A 13,154-nucleotide genomic window follows, 5' to 3' on the forward strand; every position below is an offset into this window, starting at 1 on the left:
AAGACGCGGCAAGCCGCGTCAGTCAGGATTCAAATAAAGCAGTGTTTTCATCCAGCCAACCCTGCAACAGCAGCGCGGCGGCGATGGCGTCCACGGGGTTGTCGCGGTAGCTGCCTTTCTGGCCTCCACGGTCGCGACGCTCACCCTTGGCTTCAAACGTGGTCAGGCGTTCATCGTGGGTATAGAAGGGCAGGTTGTAGCGGCCATTGAGGCGGCGGGCGAACTTTTCGGCGCGCAGGCACATGTCGCTGGGGGTACCGTCCATGTTCAGGGGCAGGCCGACCACCACGGCATCGGGCTTCCATTCCTTGATAAGGGCTTCGACCTGGTTCCAGTCCGGTATGCCGTTCTGGGCCTTCAGGGTGCACAGCTCGCGGGCCTGGCCGGTAATCACCTGGCCGACGGCTACGCCGATCTGTTTGGTGCCGTAATCAAAACCAAGGATCAGACGCAAAGCCATCAGGCGTGCCCCGCCTGGCTGGTCAGCAGGCTGAGGTTCACCCGCAGCTTGGCTGCAGCGGCTTCCAGGCGCAGTTCGCTGGGGGTGTTGAACAGGATTTCGGCGTCGAAGGGGCAGGTCAGCCAGGCATTGCTGGCCAGTTCGGCTTCCAACTGCCCGGCTTCCCAGCCCGCATAGCCGAGTGTGATCACGCTTTGCTCAGGGCCCACGCCGTCCGCGATGGCGAACAGCACGTCCTGGGACGTGGACAGCGACACGCCTTCCAAGTCGACCGTGGCCTGGAACTTCGGCCCGGTGGGGTGCAGCACAAAGCCGCGATCAGTCTGCACCGGGCCGCCGATGTAGATCGGCACGCCCTGGCAACGGGCGGGCGGGTCGATCTCGGGGCGCAGTTGCTCAAGGATGTCCGCCAGGTTCAGCTCTTGCGGGCGGTTGATGACCAACCCCATGGCACCCTTGGCGGTGTGCTCGACGATGTAGGTCAAGGTCTGCGCAAAGTTCGGGTCGGCCATATGGGGCATGGCGATCAGGAATTGGTGCTTGAGGTAGGTCGGGCTGACATTTTTCATGTCCGCTAGTGTGGCGGCGGAGGGGCGAACTGACAAGCTGGTGATGCACGACAAGCCTACCTTTCATGTCGAACACCCTGCCTGTAGGAGCCGGCAGGTGTATCAGTTGCTGGACAGCCGGTCGCCCCTGGCGAACTTCCAGGTGCGGATGATTTCCAGGCGATCGACGTCATTCAAGTCGCCGCTGAACGGTGCAAAGGGGGCGGCCAGGCGCACGATGCGCTGGGCGGCCTGGTCCAGCAACGGCTGGCCGGACGACTCCAGCACCTGCACCTCATATAACGTGCCGTCGCGGTTGATCGACACCAGTAAGCGCAAATTGCCATAAATCTGCTGGCGGCGTGCCTCATCCGGGTAGTTGAGGTTACCGATACGTTCGACCTTCTTGCGCCACTCGTCCTTATACCAGGCACCTTTGTCGCGCATGGTTGAGGCGGCGTTCAGCCGATAGATGCGCGGGCGCTTGGCGTACAGCTGCTGTTCGTTGGCCAGTTCGGCTTCCAGGCTGGAGATTTCATCGGTCAGCGTCGAGCTGTCGAAGGTCGGCGCCGGCTTCACGGGCTCGGGCACGGGCTCGGTCTTGGTTTTTTCACGCTGGGTCGGAGCTTTTTGCGGTTTGGGCGCGACGGTGGTCACGGCGGCCTTGGGCGCTGCCTGCTTGACCTCGGGCTTGGGGGCCGGTGGCGGCGTGACTTTGTTGACCTTGTTGTCCTGGAACGGCGCCACCTCGGTGGTCTTGGGCACGGCTTTCTTGTCGAGGGTGCCGCTGCCTTGCTGGTTGTCCTGGGCGAGAAAGTCAGCCTTCTCGGGCTTCTTTTCGCTCTTGAACGTGGCGAGGGTGATTTCCAGGGTTTTGCTGATCTGCTTGGGTTCAACCATTGTGAACCCAACGCCGAGGATCACGGCCAGGTGAATCAGTGCAGCGAGGAAAAGGGTAAATCCGAGCCGATCAGCCGGGCGCACGCCGCTGTGGGAGAGTTCGGGGGGCAGTTCGGACGGGAGTGTCATGACAAAAAAACCAACATCGCGCGTTTCACAGGTGGCGCATGATAACGCAATGTTGGTGTGTGTCCGGCTGTTCTATGTCACTTGGCTTGTAGCTTGCGCTCAATGGCAGCCATCAACATTTCGCCGATGTTCGTGCCAAATGCGTTGTCGATCTCGCGGATGCAGGTAGGGCTGGTGACGTTGATTTCGGTGAGATTCTCGCCAATCACATCCAACCCCACGAACAGCAGGCCTTTTTCGCGCAGGGTCGGGCCAACCTGGGCGGCAATCCAACGGTCCTTGTCCGACAGAGGGCGGGCTTCACCACGACCACCGGCCGCCAGGTTGCCGCGGGTCTCGCCGGCTGCCGGGATGCGCGCCAGGCAGTAATCCACCGGCTCGCCGTCGATCATCAGGATGCGCTTGTCGCCGTCCTTGATCGCCGGCAGGTAGGCCTGGCCCATGATCTGCTGGGTGCCCAGGGCCGTCAGGGTCTCCAGGATCACCGACAGGTTCGGGTCGCCGGCGCGGTGGCGGAAGATCGAGGTACCGCCCATGCCGTCCAGCGGCTTGAGGATCACATCGCCGTGCTTGGCAGCGAATTCACGCAGCACATCGGCGCGGCGGCTGACCACGGTGGGCGGGGTGCACTGCGGGAAGAGGGTGGCGAACAGCTTTTCATTGCAGTCGCGCAGGCTCTGCGGCTTGTTGACGATCAACACGCCGGCGCGTTCGGCCTGTTCCAGCAGGTAGGTGGAGTAGACGAACTCCATGTCGAACGGCGGGTCCTTGCGCATCAGGATCACGTCCAGATCGCTCAGCGGGCTGTCGATTTCGTCCGACAGCTCGAACCACTTCTGCGGGTTGGCAAACACCTGCAGCGGACGCATGCGTGCGCGGGCCTCGCCGTCACCCTGGTAAAGGTCGCGCTGCTCCATATAGAACAGCGTCCAGCCGCGGGCCTGGGCGGCCAGGAGCATGGCCAGCGAGCTGTCCTTTTTATAGGAGATGCTGGCGATAGGGTCCATGACAATGCCGACGCGAACGCTCATGGGGGATTTCCTCTAGCAAATTAGGGCGCATAAAAGTGGCGTCAGAGTGGCGCTGTGGCTGTTGTGGGTCAAGGAAAAACCACCTGGCCGGTTGCTCGATAGATTGCGTCCGGAGACTGTGCTAAAAAGACTGCCACGGCGTAGCAGCCCTTGAATTCCAAGGCTTGCGGCGCTCATCCTGTGCAACATCAGGCAGTACACACCGAAAACCGATTCGCTGTGGCGATGGCAGAGCAGATATGGAACAGCATTCCAACGCCTTGAGAGTGATGGTGATCGACGATTCGAAGACGATCCGCCGCACCGCTGAAACCTTGTTGAAGAATGTGGGGTGCGATGTCATCACGGCCATCGACGGTTTCGATGCGCTGGCCCGGATTGTTGATCATCACCCGCACATTATTTTTGTCGACATCATGATGCCGCGCCTGGATGGCTATCAGACCTGCGCGCTGGTGAAGAACAACCCGGCGTTCAAGTCGATCCCGGTGATCATGCTGTCGTCAAAGGATGGCCTGTTCGACAAGGCCAAGGGGCGCATCGTCGGTGTCGATCAGTTTTTGACCAAGCCTTTCAGCAAGGAAGAACTGCTGGGCGCGATCAAGGCCTACGTGCCGGGGTTCGCCGCAGTAGAACAAGCACACTGACACCGCCTCACAAGGGCTGGCGTCCACCTATGTAGTGGGGAAAACCATGGCACGTGTTCTGATCGTCGACGATTCGCCGACCGAAATGTACAAACTGACCGGCATGCTGGAAAAGCATGGCCACCAGGTCCTCAAGGCCGAAAACGGCGCGGACGGCGTGGCCCTGGCCCGCCAGGAAAAACCCGATGCCGTGTTGATGGACATCGTGATGCCGGGCCTCAATGGCTTCCAGGCCACGCGCCAGCTGTCCAAAGAGCCCGAAACCAACGGCATCCCGATCATCATCATCACCACCAAAGACCAGGAAACCGACAAGATCTGGGGCGCGCGCCAGGGCGCCAAGGATTACCTGACCAAGCCGGTGGACGAAGAAACGCTGATCGCCACCCTGAACAAGGTGCTGGCCGGCTGACGGTTCGCCATCATGACCGAGTCGCAAACCGCCTTCGAGTTGCTGCTGGACATCGATCGGCGCTGCCGCCTGCTGGCTGCTGACCTGCCGTCCCAAGAGACCCGACTGCAACGCTGGAGCGGGATCGGCTTTCGCCTGGGCCAGCACTGGTATGTGGCCCCCATGGGCGAAGTCGCCGAAGTCCTGCATGAACCGCGCTGCACCTTGATGCCCGGGGTCAAACCGTGGGTCAAGGGCGTGGCCAACCTGCGTGGGCGTTTGCTGCCGGTGATGGACCTCGGCGGGTTTCTCGGCCTGGAACTGTCCAAGGCGCGTAAGCAGCGGCGTGTATTGGTGGTGGAATTCAACGACTTGTTTGTCGGGCTGCTGGTCGATGAGGTGGTGGGAATGCAGCATTTCGCACAAGACGCACTGCAGGCGAGCGCCGCGCCCGGTGCGCCGTTTATCCAGGGCCAGTTCGACAGCGACCAGCAATGGCAGGTCTTCAGCCCCTTCGCCCTGGCCCAGGCCCCAGGCTTCATGGATGTTGCCGCATGACCACCGTTACCCCGCCAAAACCCCAGGCCGGCTCACGCAGCCGCTCGCAGATCATCGTGCTGTTCATCGCACTCATCGTGTTCATCATGTTGCTGTTCGCCAACTTTGCGTACCTCAACACCCAGTCCACCTATGACAAACAGTACATCGGTCACGCCGGTGAGCTGCGCGTGCTGTCCCAGCGTATCGCCAAGAACGCCACCGAAGCCGCCGCCGGCAAGGCTGCGGCGTTCAAGCTGCTGGGCGATGCGCGCAACGATTTCGCCCAGCGTTGGGGCTACCTGAAAAAAGGTGACCCGGAAACCGGCCTGCCTGCCGCACCCAACGCGGTGCGCGCCGAAATGCGCGCGGTGCAGACCGACTGGGAAGCGCTGCTGAAAAATACCGACGCGATCCTCGCCAGCGAACAGACCGTGCTGTCCTTGCATCAGGTCGCCGCGACGTTGGCCGAAACCGTGCCGCAGTTGCAGATGGAATCGGAAAAGGTCGTCGACATCCTCCTGCAGCGCGGCGCTCCGGCCAGCCAGGTGGCGCTGGCCCAGCGTCAGTCACTGTTGGCCGAACGTATCCTTGGCGCGGTGAACACCGTACTCGCCGGCGACGAAACCGCCGTGCAGGCCGCCGATGCCTTTGGCCGTGACGCCAACCGCTTCGGCCAGGTGCTCAACGGCATGCTCCAGGGCAACCCCGGCCTGCGCATCACCCAGGTCGAAGACCGCGACGCCCGTGCGCGGCTGGCGGAAATCGCCGAACTGTTCGAATTCGTTTCCGGCTCCGTGGATGAGATCCTCGAGACCTCGCCACAGTTGTTCCAGGTGCGCGCCTCGGCGAGCAATATCTTCAACCTGTCGCAAACCCTGCTCGATGAAGCCTCGCACCTGGCCACCGGGTTCGAAAACCTGGCCAGCGGGCGCAGTTTCGACACCATCGGCGGCTATGTGCTGGGCTTGCTGGCGCTGACCTCGATCATCCTGATCGGCCTGGTGATGGTGCGCGAGACCAACCGCCAACTGCACGAGACCGCCGAGAAGAACGAACGCAACCAGAACGCGATCATGCGCCTGCTGGATGAAATCGAAGACCTGGCCGACGGCGACCTCACCGTGACGGCCTCGGTGACCGAAGACTTCACCGGCACCATCGCCGACTCCATCAACTATTCCGTCGACCAGTTGCGCGACCTGGTCGCCACCATCAACCTCACCGCCGGGCAAGTCGCTGGCGCCGTGCAGGACACCCAGGCCACCGCCATGCACCTGGCCCAAGCGTCGGAGCACCAGGCCCAGCAGATTGCCGAAGCCTCCACGGCGATCAACCAGATGGCCCAGTCCATCGACCAGGTTTCGGCCAACGCCGCCGAGTCCTCGGCGGTGGCAGAGCGCTCGGTGGAAATCGCCAACAAGGGCAACGAGGTGGTGCATAACACCATCCACGGCATGGACAACATTCGCGAGCAGATCCAGGACACTGCCAAGCGCATCAAGCGCCTGGGTGAGTCGTCCCAGGAGATCGGCGATATCGTCAGCCTGATCGACGACATTGCCGACCAGACCAACATCCTCGCCCTCAACGCCGCGATCCAGGCGAGCATGGCCGGTGACGCCGGACGCGGCTTTGCGGTGGTGGCCGATGAAGTGCAGCGTCTGGCCGAACGTTCGTCTGCGGCCACCCGGCAGATCGAAACGCTGGTGCGGGCGATCCAGGCCGACACCAACGAAGCGGTCATCTCCATGGAGCAGACCACCACCGAAGTGGTGCGCGGCGCGCGGCTGGCCCAGGACGCCGGGGTGGCGCTGGAAGAGATCGAAGGCGTGTCGAAAACCCTGGCGGCGCTGATCCAGAGCATCTCCAACGCAGCGCAGCAACAGACCTCATCGGCCGGGCAGATATCGCTGACCATGAACGTGATCCAACAGATCACCACCCAGACCTCGTCGGGCTCCACGGCCACCGCCGAAAGCATCGGCAACCTGGCAAAAATGGCCAGCCAACTGCGCCGGTCGGTGTCGGGTTTTACACTTCCACCTGCCAAGCAGCCGGAAGATTGAAATGCTATCCAAATGTGGGAGCGGGCTTGCTCGCGAATGCGGTGTATCAGTCACCTACTCTATTAACTGACCCACCGCATTCGCGAGCAAGCCCGCTCCAACATTAGATATCCATTGGTTTTGGTATATCTGCAACATCAGCAACCCATGAATTCTAAGCGGAGCAGTTATGGTTGATCGGCACGACTACGTGGCCCTCGAATGGGTCAAGGGCGACATTGCCGACACCCTGAAACAGGCCCGTTCGGCGCTGGACGCCTACGTCGAAACCGGCGACAGCGATGCCATCAGCGAGTGCCTGGGCGCTATTCACCAAGTGCATGGCGCGTTGCAAATGGTCGAGTTCTACGGCGCGGCCCTGCTCGCCGAGGAAGTCGAAGAACTGGCCCTGGCCCTGCAAGCCGGTCATGTGAGCCAGCGCGACGAAGGCATCCGTCTGCTGCAACAGGCCCTCAACCAATTGCCGCTCTACCTGGACCGTGTGCACAGCGCCCGCCGTGACCTGCCGCTGGTGGTGTTGCCGCTGCTCAACGACCTGCGCAGTGCCCGTGGTGAAAGCCTGCTGTCGGAGACCAGCCTGTTCAGTCCCCAACTGCTGGCGATTGCGCCGCTGCCCGATGAAGTCCTGGCCCAACGCGCAGCGCCCGACCTGAAAGAGCAATTGCGCCAGTGGCACCAGCTTTTGCAGCAGGCGCTGGCCGGGCTGCTGCGTGAAGACCATGGCCCCAGCAACCTGGAAGACATGGCGCGGGTGTTCGCGCGCCTCGAAGCCTTGTGCCAGGGCGCACCGTTGTTGCCGTTGTGGCAGGTCACCTCGGCGCTGGTCGAAGGCATGCTGACTGGCGTGATCGCCAACAGCCCGGCGTTGCGCAGTCTGCTCAAGGCCAGTGACAAGCAACTCAAACGCCTGCTGGCCCAGGGCATCGGCGGGATCAACCAGCCGGCGCCGGATGAATTGCTTAAGAGCCTGCTGTTCTATGTGGCCAAGGTCACCCGTCCGACGCCGCGCATGCAAAGCCTCAAGGAACGCTACGGCCTTGATGAAGCCTTGCCCGACAGCGCGGTGGTCGATGCCGAACGCGCACGCCTGGCCGGACCGGACCGCAACGCCATGGGCTCGGTGCTGGGGGCATTGTGTGAAGAACTGGTGCGGGTCAAGGAGCGTCTCGACTTGTTCGTACGCAGCGACCGTCAGCACACCCGCGACCTTGATGCACTGCTGGCACCGCTGCGGCAGATCGCCGACACCCTGGCGGTACTTGGCTTCGGCCAGCCGCGTAAAGTCATCATCGACCAGCTTGCCGTGGTGCTGAGCCTGGCCCAGGGCCAACGCGAGCCGAACGATGCGGTGCTGATGGACGTCGCCGGCGCGTTGCTCTACGTCGAGGCCACACTGGCGGGCATGGTCGGCACCGTCGAGCCGGAAAGCCGCGAAGACAGCCGTCTGCCCACCACCGACCTGACCCAGATCCACCAACTGGTGATCCGCGAATCCTGCCAGTGCCTCAAGCAAGCCAAAGAACTGGTGATCGACTGTATTGAAGCCGACTGGGACCGCCAGCGGCTCGAGTCCCTGCCGGAGCTGCTGAGCCAAGTACGTGGCGCCCTGGCGATGATCCCTTTGCCCCGCGCGGCAAGCCTGATGCGTGGTTGTACGGACTACGTCGACGAACAGTTGATGGGCAGCGACGCGCCGCCATCCGAGATGCAGTTGGCGCATTTCGCCGACGTGATCAGCAGCCTGGAGTACTACCTCGAACGCATGCTCCAAGACCCCGATGCCGCAGGTGAACGGGTGCTGGAACTGGCCACCCAAGGCCTGGCGGCGCTGGGTTACCTGCCTGCCGAGAAACCTTGGCGCCAAGCCCTGGTTGCACCGGATGGAGCATTGGCGGTGGAGGTCGCGCCGAGCCAGTCGCAGTTCGATGCGCTGGCCAGCCCCACGTCGCGGCTAAACCCGCCGGCCTTGCAGCGCCCTGGCAGCCTGCTGCCGCCACCGGCCAACGAAGAGCCCATCGACGATGAACTGCGCGAGGTCTTCCTCGAAGAGACCGACGAGGTCCTAGAGGTGCTGCACCGGCACCTGCCCAACAGCGCGGACAAAACGGCTCAGGGCGAAATGCGCCGTGCCTTCCACACCCTCAAGGGTAGCGGCCGCATGGTCCGCGCCCTGGTCCTGGCCGAGCTGGCCTGGGCGGTGGAAAACCTGCTCAACCGCGTACTGGAACGCAGCGTGGCCCTGGGCCCCGAGGTGCAACAGGTGCTGGATGAAGCGGTGGCCCTGCTGCCGGAGCTGATCGCCGACTTCGCCACCGACGACCAGCGCCAGCGCGATGAGGTCGATGCCCTGGCGGCCCGTGCCCACGCTTTGGCCAGCGGTACACAGGTAGCGGCCGCTGAGCCTCATGACCCGATGCTCCTGGAGATCTTCCGCAACGAAGCCCAAAGCCATCTGGACAGCCTCAATCACTTCCTGCAACAGGCCGCCGAGCATGTGCCGCTGCAAGTCAGCGATGAACTGCAACGCGCCCTGCACACCCTCAAGGGCAGCGCCTACATGGCCGGCGTGTTGCCCATCGCCGAGCTGGCGCGCCCGCTGGACCACCTGACCCGCGAGTACAAGGCCCACCGCCTGCCGCTCGACCTGGACGAAGTGGAGTTGCTGCTCGAAGCCGAGGGCCTGTTCCAGCGCGGGCTGCGTGACCTGGACGGCGACCCCCTGGCGCCCATCAGGGGCGCACAGGACCTGATCAACCGTACCCAAAGCCTGCTGGACCACCAGCTTGAAGCCTTGCTCGACGCCCCGAACACCGGCCTGCGCATCAAGCGCGACCCGCAACTGATCGCCAACTTCCTGGCCCAGGGCATGGACATTCTGCTCGACGCCGAAAGCCTGTTGCGCCGCTGGCAACAGCATCCCGGCGAACGCCAGGAACTCACCGCGCTGCTCGACGAACTGACCACCCTGGGGGAAGGCGCGCACGTCGCCGACCTGCACGCCATCGACGAACTCTGCGAAGCCCTGCTCGACCTCTATGGCGCGGTGGAGGAGAGCAGCCTGGCGGTGAGCGAGCGGTTTTTCCATGAGGCCGAACACGCCCATGAAGCACTGATCAGCATGCTCGACCAACTGGCCGCTGGCCAGGAAGTCAGCCCCGCGCCGGCACGGGTCGACGCCCTGCGCGAACTGCTGGATGAAGCCCTCGACCCGTCCGCCACCGGCTTGATCAAAAGCGACGGCAGCCGGGTGCTGAGCATTTCCGAGCTGGGCGCCGCCACACAGCAGTTGGATCAGGCCACCGCGATGGACGACGAGATCGTCGAGATCTTCCTCGAAGAGGCCGTGGACATCCTCGACAGCGCCGGGCAATCGCTCAAGCGCTGGTTGCTGGAGCCCGACAACGCCGCGCCGTTGTCATCATTGCAGCGCGATCTGCACACCCTCAAGGGCGGTGCGCGCATGGCCGAAATCGGCCCGATTGGCGACTTGGCCCATGAGTTGGAATGCCTGTACGAAGGGTTGGTGGACCGCCGCTACAGTTACTCCGCCGAACTGTCCCTGGTACTGATGGCCTGCCATGAGCTGCTCGCGTTGCAGCTGGAAGAACTGCAGCAGCACCAGCCCCTGAGTGACAGCGCCGAGCTGATCGCCAAGGTCCGGGTGTTGCGTCAAGCCACTGCGCCTGCTGCACCGGCTACTGCGCCGCCAACGTCCGGCGCCGACCCCGAGTTGCTGGATATCTTCCTGGAAGAGGCTGCCGACATTCTCGACAGTTCCAGTGCGGCGCTGTCACGTTGGCAGGCCGAGCCCGGCAATCGCCAGGAGGTGGAAACCCTGCTGCGCGACTTGCACACCCTCAAGGGCGGCGCGCGCATGGTTGAGATCGCGCCCATTGGCGACCTGGCCCACGAACTGGAATTTCTCTACGAAGGCCTGTCTGCCGGCTTGCTCGCGCCGTCGCCGGAGCTGTTCGCCTTGCTGCAGGGCTGCCACGACCGCCTGGCGCAGATGATCGACGCGGTGGCGGATGGCTTGCCGGTCGGCTCGGTGGACAAACTCATCGAGCGCATCAAGAGCCTGGTGCACCCCAGCGATGAACCGGTGACGCCGGTGGCGTTGCCAGCGGGCAAGGTGGAGGCCGTGGTAGACCCGGCTGCCGACATGGTGAAGATCTCCGCCGAGTTGCTCGACGATCTGGTCAACCTGGCCGGTGAGACGTCCATCTTTCGTGGCCGTATCGAGCAGCAAGTCAACGACGCCCGCATCGCCCTCACGGAAGTGGAAACCACTATCGAACGCATGCGAGACCAACTGCGGCGTCTCGACACTGAAACCCAGGGCCGCATCCTCAGCCGCCAGCAAGCCGAGGCCGAGCGCCTGGGCTATGAGGACTTCGACCCGCTGGAAATGGACCGCCACTCGCAATTGCAGCAATTGTCCCGCGCATTGTCCGAATCCGCTTCCGACCTGCTCGACCTCAAGGACACCCTTGAGCGCCGCAACGAAGACGCCCACGACCTGTTGCAGCAGCAGGCACGCATCAACACCGAGTTGCAGGAAGGCCTGATGCGCACGCGCATGGTGCCGTTCGAGCGCATGCTGCCGCGCCTCAAGCGCATCGTGCGCCAGGTGGCGGGTGAGCTGGGCAAGGACGTGGAATTCATCGTCGGCAACGCCGAGGGCGAGATGGACCGCAACGTGCTGGAGCGCATGGCCGCGCCGCTGGAGCACATGCTGCGCAACGCCGTCGACCACGGCCTGGAGTCCCGCGATGCACGGCTGCTGGCCGGCAAGCCCGAGAAAGGCCGCATCACCCTCGACTTGACCCACGAAGGCGGCGACATCGTTTTCGACATGCGCGACGACGGTGCCGGTGTGCCGCTGGAGGCCGTACGGCGCAAGGCGATCAAGCGTGGCTTGCTCGCCCCGCATCAAGAGATCAGCGACCGCGACGTGTTGCAGTTCATCCTACAGCCGGGCTTCTCCACGGCGGAAAAGATCACGCAGATTTCCGGGCGCGGCGTGGGCATGGACGTGGTGCATGAGGAAGTGCGTCAGCTTGGCGGCTCGATGGTCATTGACTCGACGCCGGGCGAGGGTGTGCATTTCCGTATTCGCTTGCCGTTCACCGTGTCGGTCAACCGCGCGCTGATGGTGCAATGTGCGGATGACCAGTACGCGATTCCGCTCAACACCATCGAAGGCCTGGTGCGGGTGCTGCCCCATGAGCTGGCGGGGCACTATCAGCAGGATCCGCCGAGTTATGAATACGCCGGCCAGCGTTACGAGCTGTTCTACCTGGGCGACCTGCTGCACACCGTCAGCCGCCCGAAACTGCTGGGCCAGTACCAACCGGTGCCGGTGCTCTTGGTGCAGTGCAACGAGCGGCGCGTGGCGATCCATGTGGACGCCATGGCCGGCACGCGGGAAATCGTGGTCAAGGGCCTGGGGCCGCAGTTTGCCGGCGTGCAGGGCCTGTCGGGCGCGACGATCCTGGGCGACGGTCGCGTGGTGCTGATCATCGATTTGCTCGCGCATATTCGCGCACGCCAGCCGGCCTTGCCGGCCCAGTCGGTCGACGCGCCGCTGATCCTCAACGACCCGTTGAAAAAGCGCCCGTTGCTGGTGCTGGTGGTGGACGACTCCGTCACGGTGCGCAAAGTCACCAGCCGCCTGTTGGAGCGCAATGGCATGAACGTGCTCACCGCCAAAGACGGCATCGACGCCCTCGCCGTGCTGGAGGAGCACAGCCCGGACCTGATGTTGCTCGACATCGAAATGCCGCGCATGGACGGCTTCGAAGTCGCCACCCAAGTGCGCAACGACCCCCGGCTGATGCGCCTGCCGATCATCATGATCACCTCGCGCACCGGCCAGAAACACCGCGACCGCGCCATGGCCATCGGCGTGAATGACTACCTCGGCAAGCCGTACCAGGAATCGGTGCTGCTCGAAAGCATCGCCTACTGGAGCAAGTCCCATGCTTGACCACCGCACCAGCCAACTCACCGGCCTGCTGCTGCCCCTGGCCGACCGCCACCTGGTGCTGCCCAATGTCGCCATCGCCGAACTGATCGACTTCCAGCGCGGCGAACCGGCCAGCGATGCACCGCCGTGGTATTTGCGGCAAGTGACCTGGCGCGACAGGCAAATCCCGCTGATCAGCTTTGAAGCGGTGTGCGGTGAAGCCAGCGTGACCGGTGAACGCTCGCGGATAGTGGTGTTGAACGCGTTGGGCGGGCGGCCGACGCTGAAGTTTATTGCGCTGGTGATCCAGGGCATTCCACGGTCGTACAAGCTTGATAGTGAATTGAGCTACGTGGACGTGCCGCTGTGCCCGCTGGAGCTGGCGGCGGTGCAGGTGGGCGAGCATGTGGCGAAGGTGCCGGACCTTATGGGCATCGAAGCGCTCTTGGTTGAATCCGGCTTGGCTTGATTGCC

Annotated in this window: 10 protein-coding genes; 6 read left to right on the forward strand and 4 right to left on the reverse strand. The window is 63.5% G+C overall.

What is annotated here, in order from left to right; genetic code table 11:
* Nucleotides 1–22 precede the first annotated feature (22 nt).
* The 4 genes from ruvX to gshB form a co-directional block, all read right to left on the reverse strand.
* The gene (ruvX, locus tag CWC48_RS12510; protein ID WP_005792259.1) at nucleotides 23–460 is read right to left on the reverse strand and encodes a Holliday junction resolvase RuvX; all 438 of its coding nucleotides are present in this window, start codon (nucleotides 458–460) and stop codon (nucleotides 23–25) included.
* Nucleotides 460–1,029 (reverse strand): YqgE/AlgH family protein, encoded by a 570-nt coding sequence (locus CWC48_RS12515; protein ID WP_078050554.1) that lies wholly within the window; start codon nucleotides 1,027–1,029, stop codon nucleotides 460–462. The genes ruvX and CWC48_RS12515 overlap by 1 nt, the downstream gene beginning before the upstream one ends.
* Nucleotides 1,030–1,131: 102 nt before the next feature.
* Nucleotides 1,132–2,037, reverse strand: a complete 906-nt coding sequence (locus CWC48_RS12520; RefSeq protein ID WP_078050553.1) for an energy transducer TonB — start codon at nucleotides 2,035–2,037, stop codon at nucleotides 1,132–1,134.
* A gap of 77 nt (nucleotides 2,038–2,114) precedes the next feature.
* Nucleotides 2,115–3,068, reverse strand: a complete 954-nt coding sequence (gene gshB / locus CWC48_RS12525) for a glutathione synthase (RefSeq protein WP_100491949.1) — start codon at nucleotides 3,066–3,068, stop codon at nucleotides 2,115–2,117.
* 239 nt (nucleotides 3,069–3,307) lie between these two features.
* On the opposite strand from gshB, the gene pilG reads away from it, so the two are divergent.
* From pilG to CWC48_RS12555, 6 genes are all read left to right on the forward strand, one after another.
* A complete protein-coding gene (gene pilG, locus CWC48_RS12530) occupies nucleotides 3,308–3,715 on the forward strand; it encodes a twitching motility response regulator PilG (RefSeq protein WP_010564379.1) in 408 nt (135 codons plus the stop codon).
* 46 nt (nucleotides 3,716–3,761) lie between these two features.
* Entirely contained in the window at nucleotides 3,762–4,127 is a 366-nt protein-coding gene (gene pilH / locus CWC48_RS12535) for a twitching motility response regulator PilH (RefSeq protein WP_014720320.1), read from the forward strand.
* Between the two features lie 12 nt (nucleotides 4,128–4,139).
* Entirely contained in the window at nucleotides 4,140–4,664 is a 525-nt protein-coding gene (locus tag CWC48_RS12540) for a chemotaxis protein CheW (protein WP_100491950.1), read from the forward strand.
* The gene (locus CWC48_RS12545) at nucleotides 4,661–6,712 is read left to right on the forward strand and encodes a methyl-accepting chemotaxis protein (protein WP_078050550.1); all 2,052 of its coding nucleotides are present in this window, start codon (nucleotides 4,661–4,663) and stop codon (nucleotides 6,710–6,712) included. Before CWC48_RS12540 ends, CWC48_RS12545 begins: the two co-directional genes overlap by 4 nt.
* 169 nt (nucleotides 6,713–6,881) lie before the next feature.
* Entirely contained in the window at nucleotides 6,882–12,701 is a 5,820-nt protein-coding gene (locus CWC48_RS12550; RefSeq protein ID WP_100491951.1) for an Hpt domain-containing protein, read from the forward strand.
* Nucleotides 12,694–13,149: a chemotaxis protein CheW gene (locus CWC48_RS12555; RefSeq protein ID WP_078050548.1), complete on the forward strand. Its 456-nt coding sequence runs from the start codon at nucleotides 12,694–12,696 to the stop codon at nucleotides 13,147–13,149. Before CWC48_RS12550 ends, CWC48_RS12555 begins: the two co-directional genes overlap by 8 nt.
* The last annotated feature ends 5 nt before the right edge of the window (nucleotides 13,150–13,154 follow it).

It is taken from the genome of Pseudomonas sp. S10E 269, from assembly GCF_002798465.1.
In the GTDB taxonomy this organism is placed as follows: domain Bacteria; phylum Pseudomonadota; class Gammaproteobacteria; order Pseudomonadales; family Pseudomonadaceae; genus Aquipseudomonas; species Aquipseudomonas pergaminensis.

What these genes read in the sequence shown, in the direction of transcription:
- pilH (WP_014720320.1), top strand. Translation starts at nt 3,762, where the DNA reads ATGGCACGTGTTCTGATCGTCGACGATTCGCCGACCGAAATGTACAAA.
- CWC48_RS12515 (WP_078050554.1), bottom strand. Translation starts at nt 1,029, where the DNA reads ATGAAAAATGTCAGCCCGACCTACCTCAAGCACCAATTCCTGATCGCC.
- CWC48_RS12545 (WP_078050550.1), top strand. Translation starts at nt 4,661, where the DNA reads ATGACCACCGTTACCCCGCCAAAACCCCAGGCCGGCTCACGCAGCCGC.
- CWC48_RS12555 (WP_078050548.1), top strand. Translation starts at nt 12,694, where the DNA reads ATGCTTGACCACCGCACCAGCCAACTCACCGGCCTGCTGCTGCCCCTG.
- CWC48_RS12540 (WP_100491950.1), top strand. Translation starts at nt 4,140, where the DNA reads ATGACCGAGTCGCAAACCGCCTTCGAGTTGCTGCTGGACATCGATCGG.
- gshB (WP_100491949.1), bottom strand. Translation starts at nt 3,068, where the DNA reads ATGAGCGTTCGCGTCGGCATTGTCATGGACCCTATCGCCAGCATCTCC.
- pilG (WP_010564379.1), top strand. Translation starts at nt 3,308, where the DNA reads ATGGAACAGCATTCCAACGCCTTGAGAGTGATGGTGATCGACGATTCG.
- CWC48_RS12520 (WP_078050553.1), bottom strand. Translation starts at nt 2,037, where the DNA reads ATGACACTCCCGTCCGAACTGCCCCCCGAACTCTCCCACAGCGGCGTG.
- ruvX (WP_005792259.1), bottom strand. Translation starts at nt 460, where the DNA reads ATGGCTTTGCGTCTGATCCTTGGTTTTGATTACGGCACCAAACAGATC.
- CWC48_RS12550 (WP_100491951.1), top strand. Translation starts at nt 6,882, where the DNA reads ATGGTTGATCGGCACGACTACGTGGCCCTCGAATGGGTCAAGGGCGAC.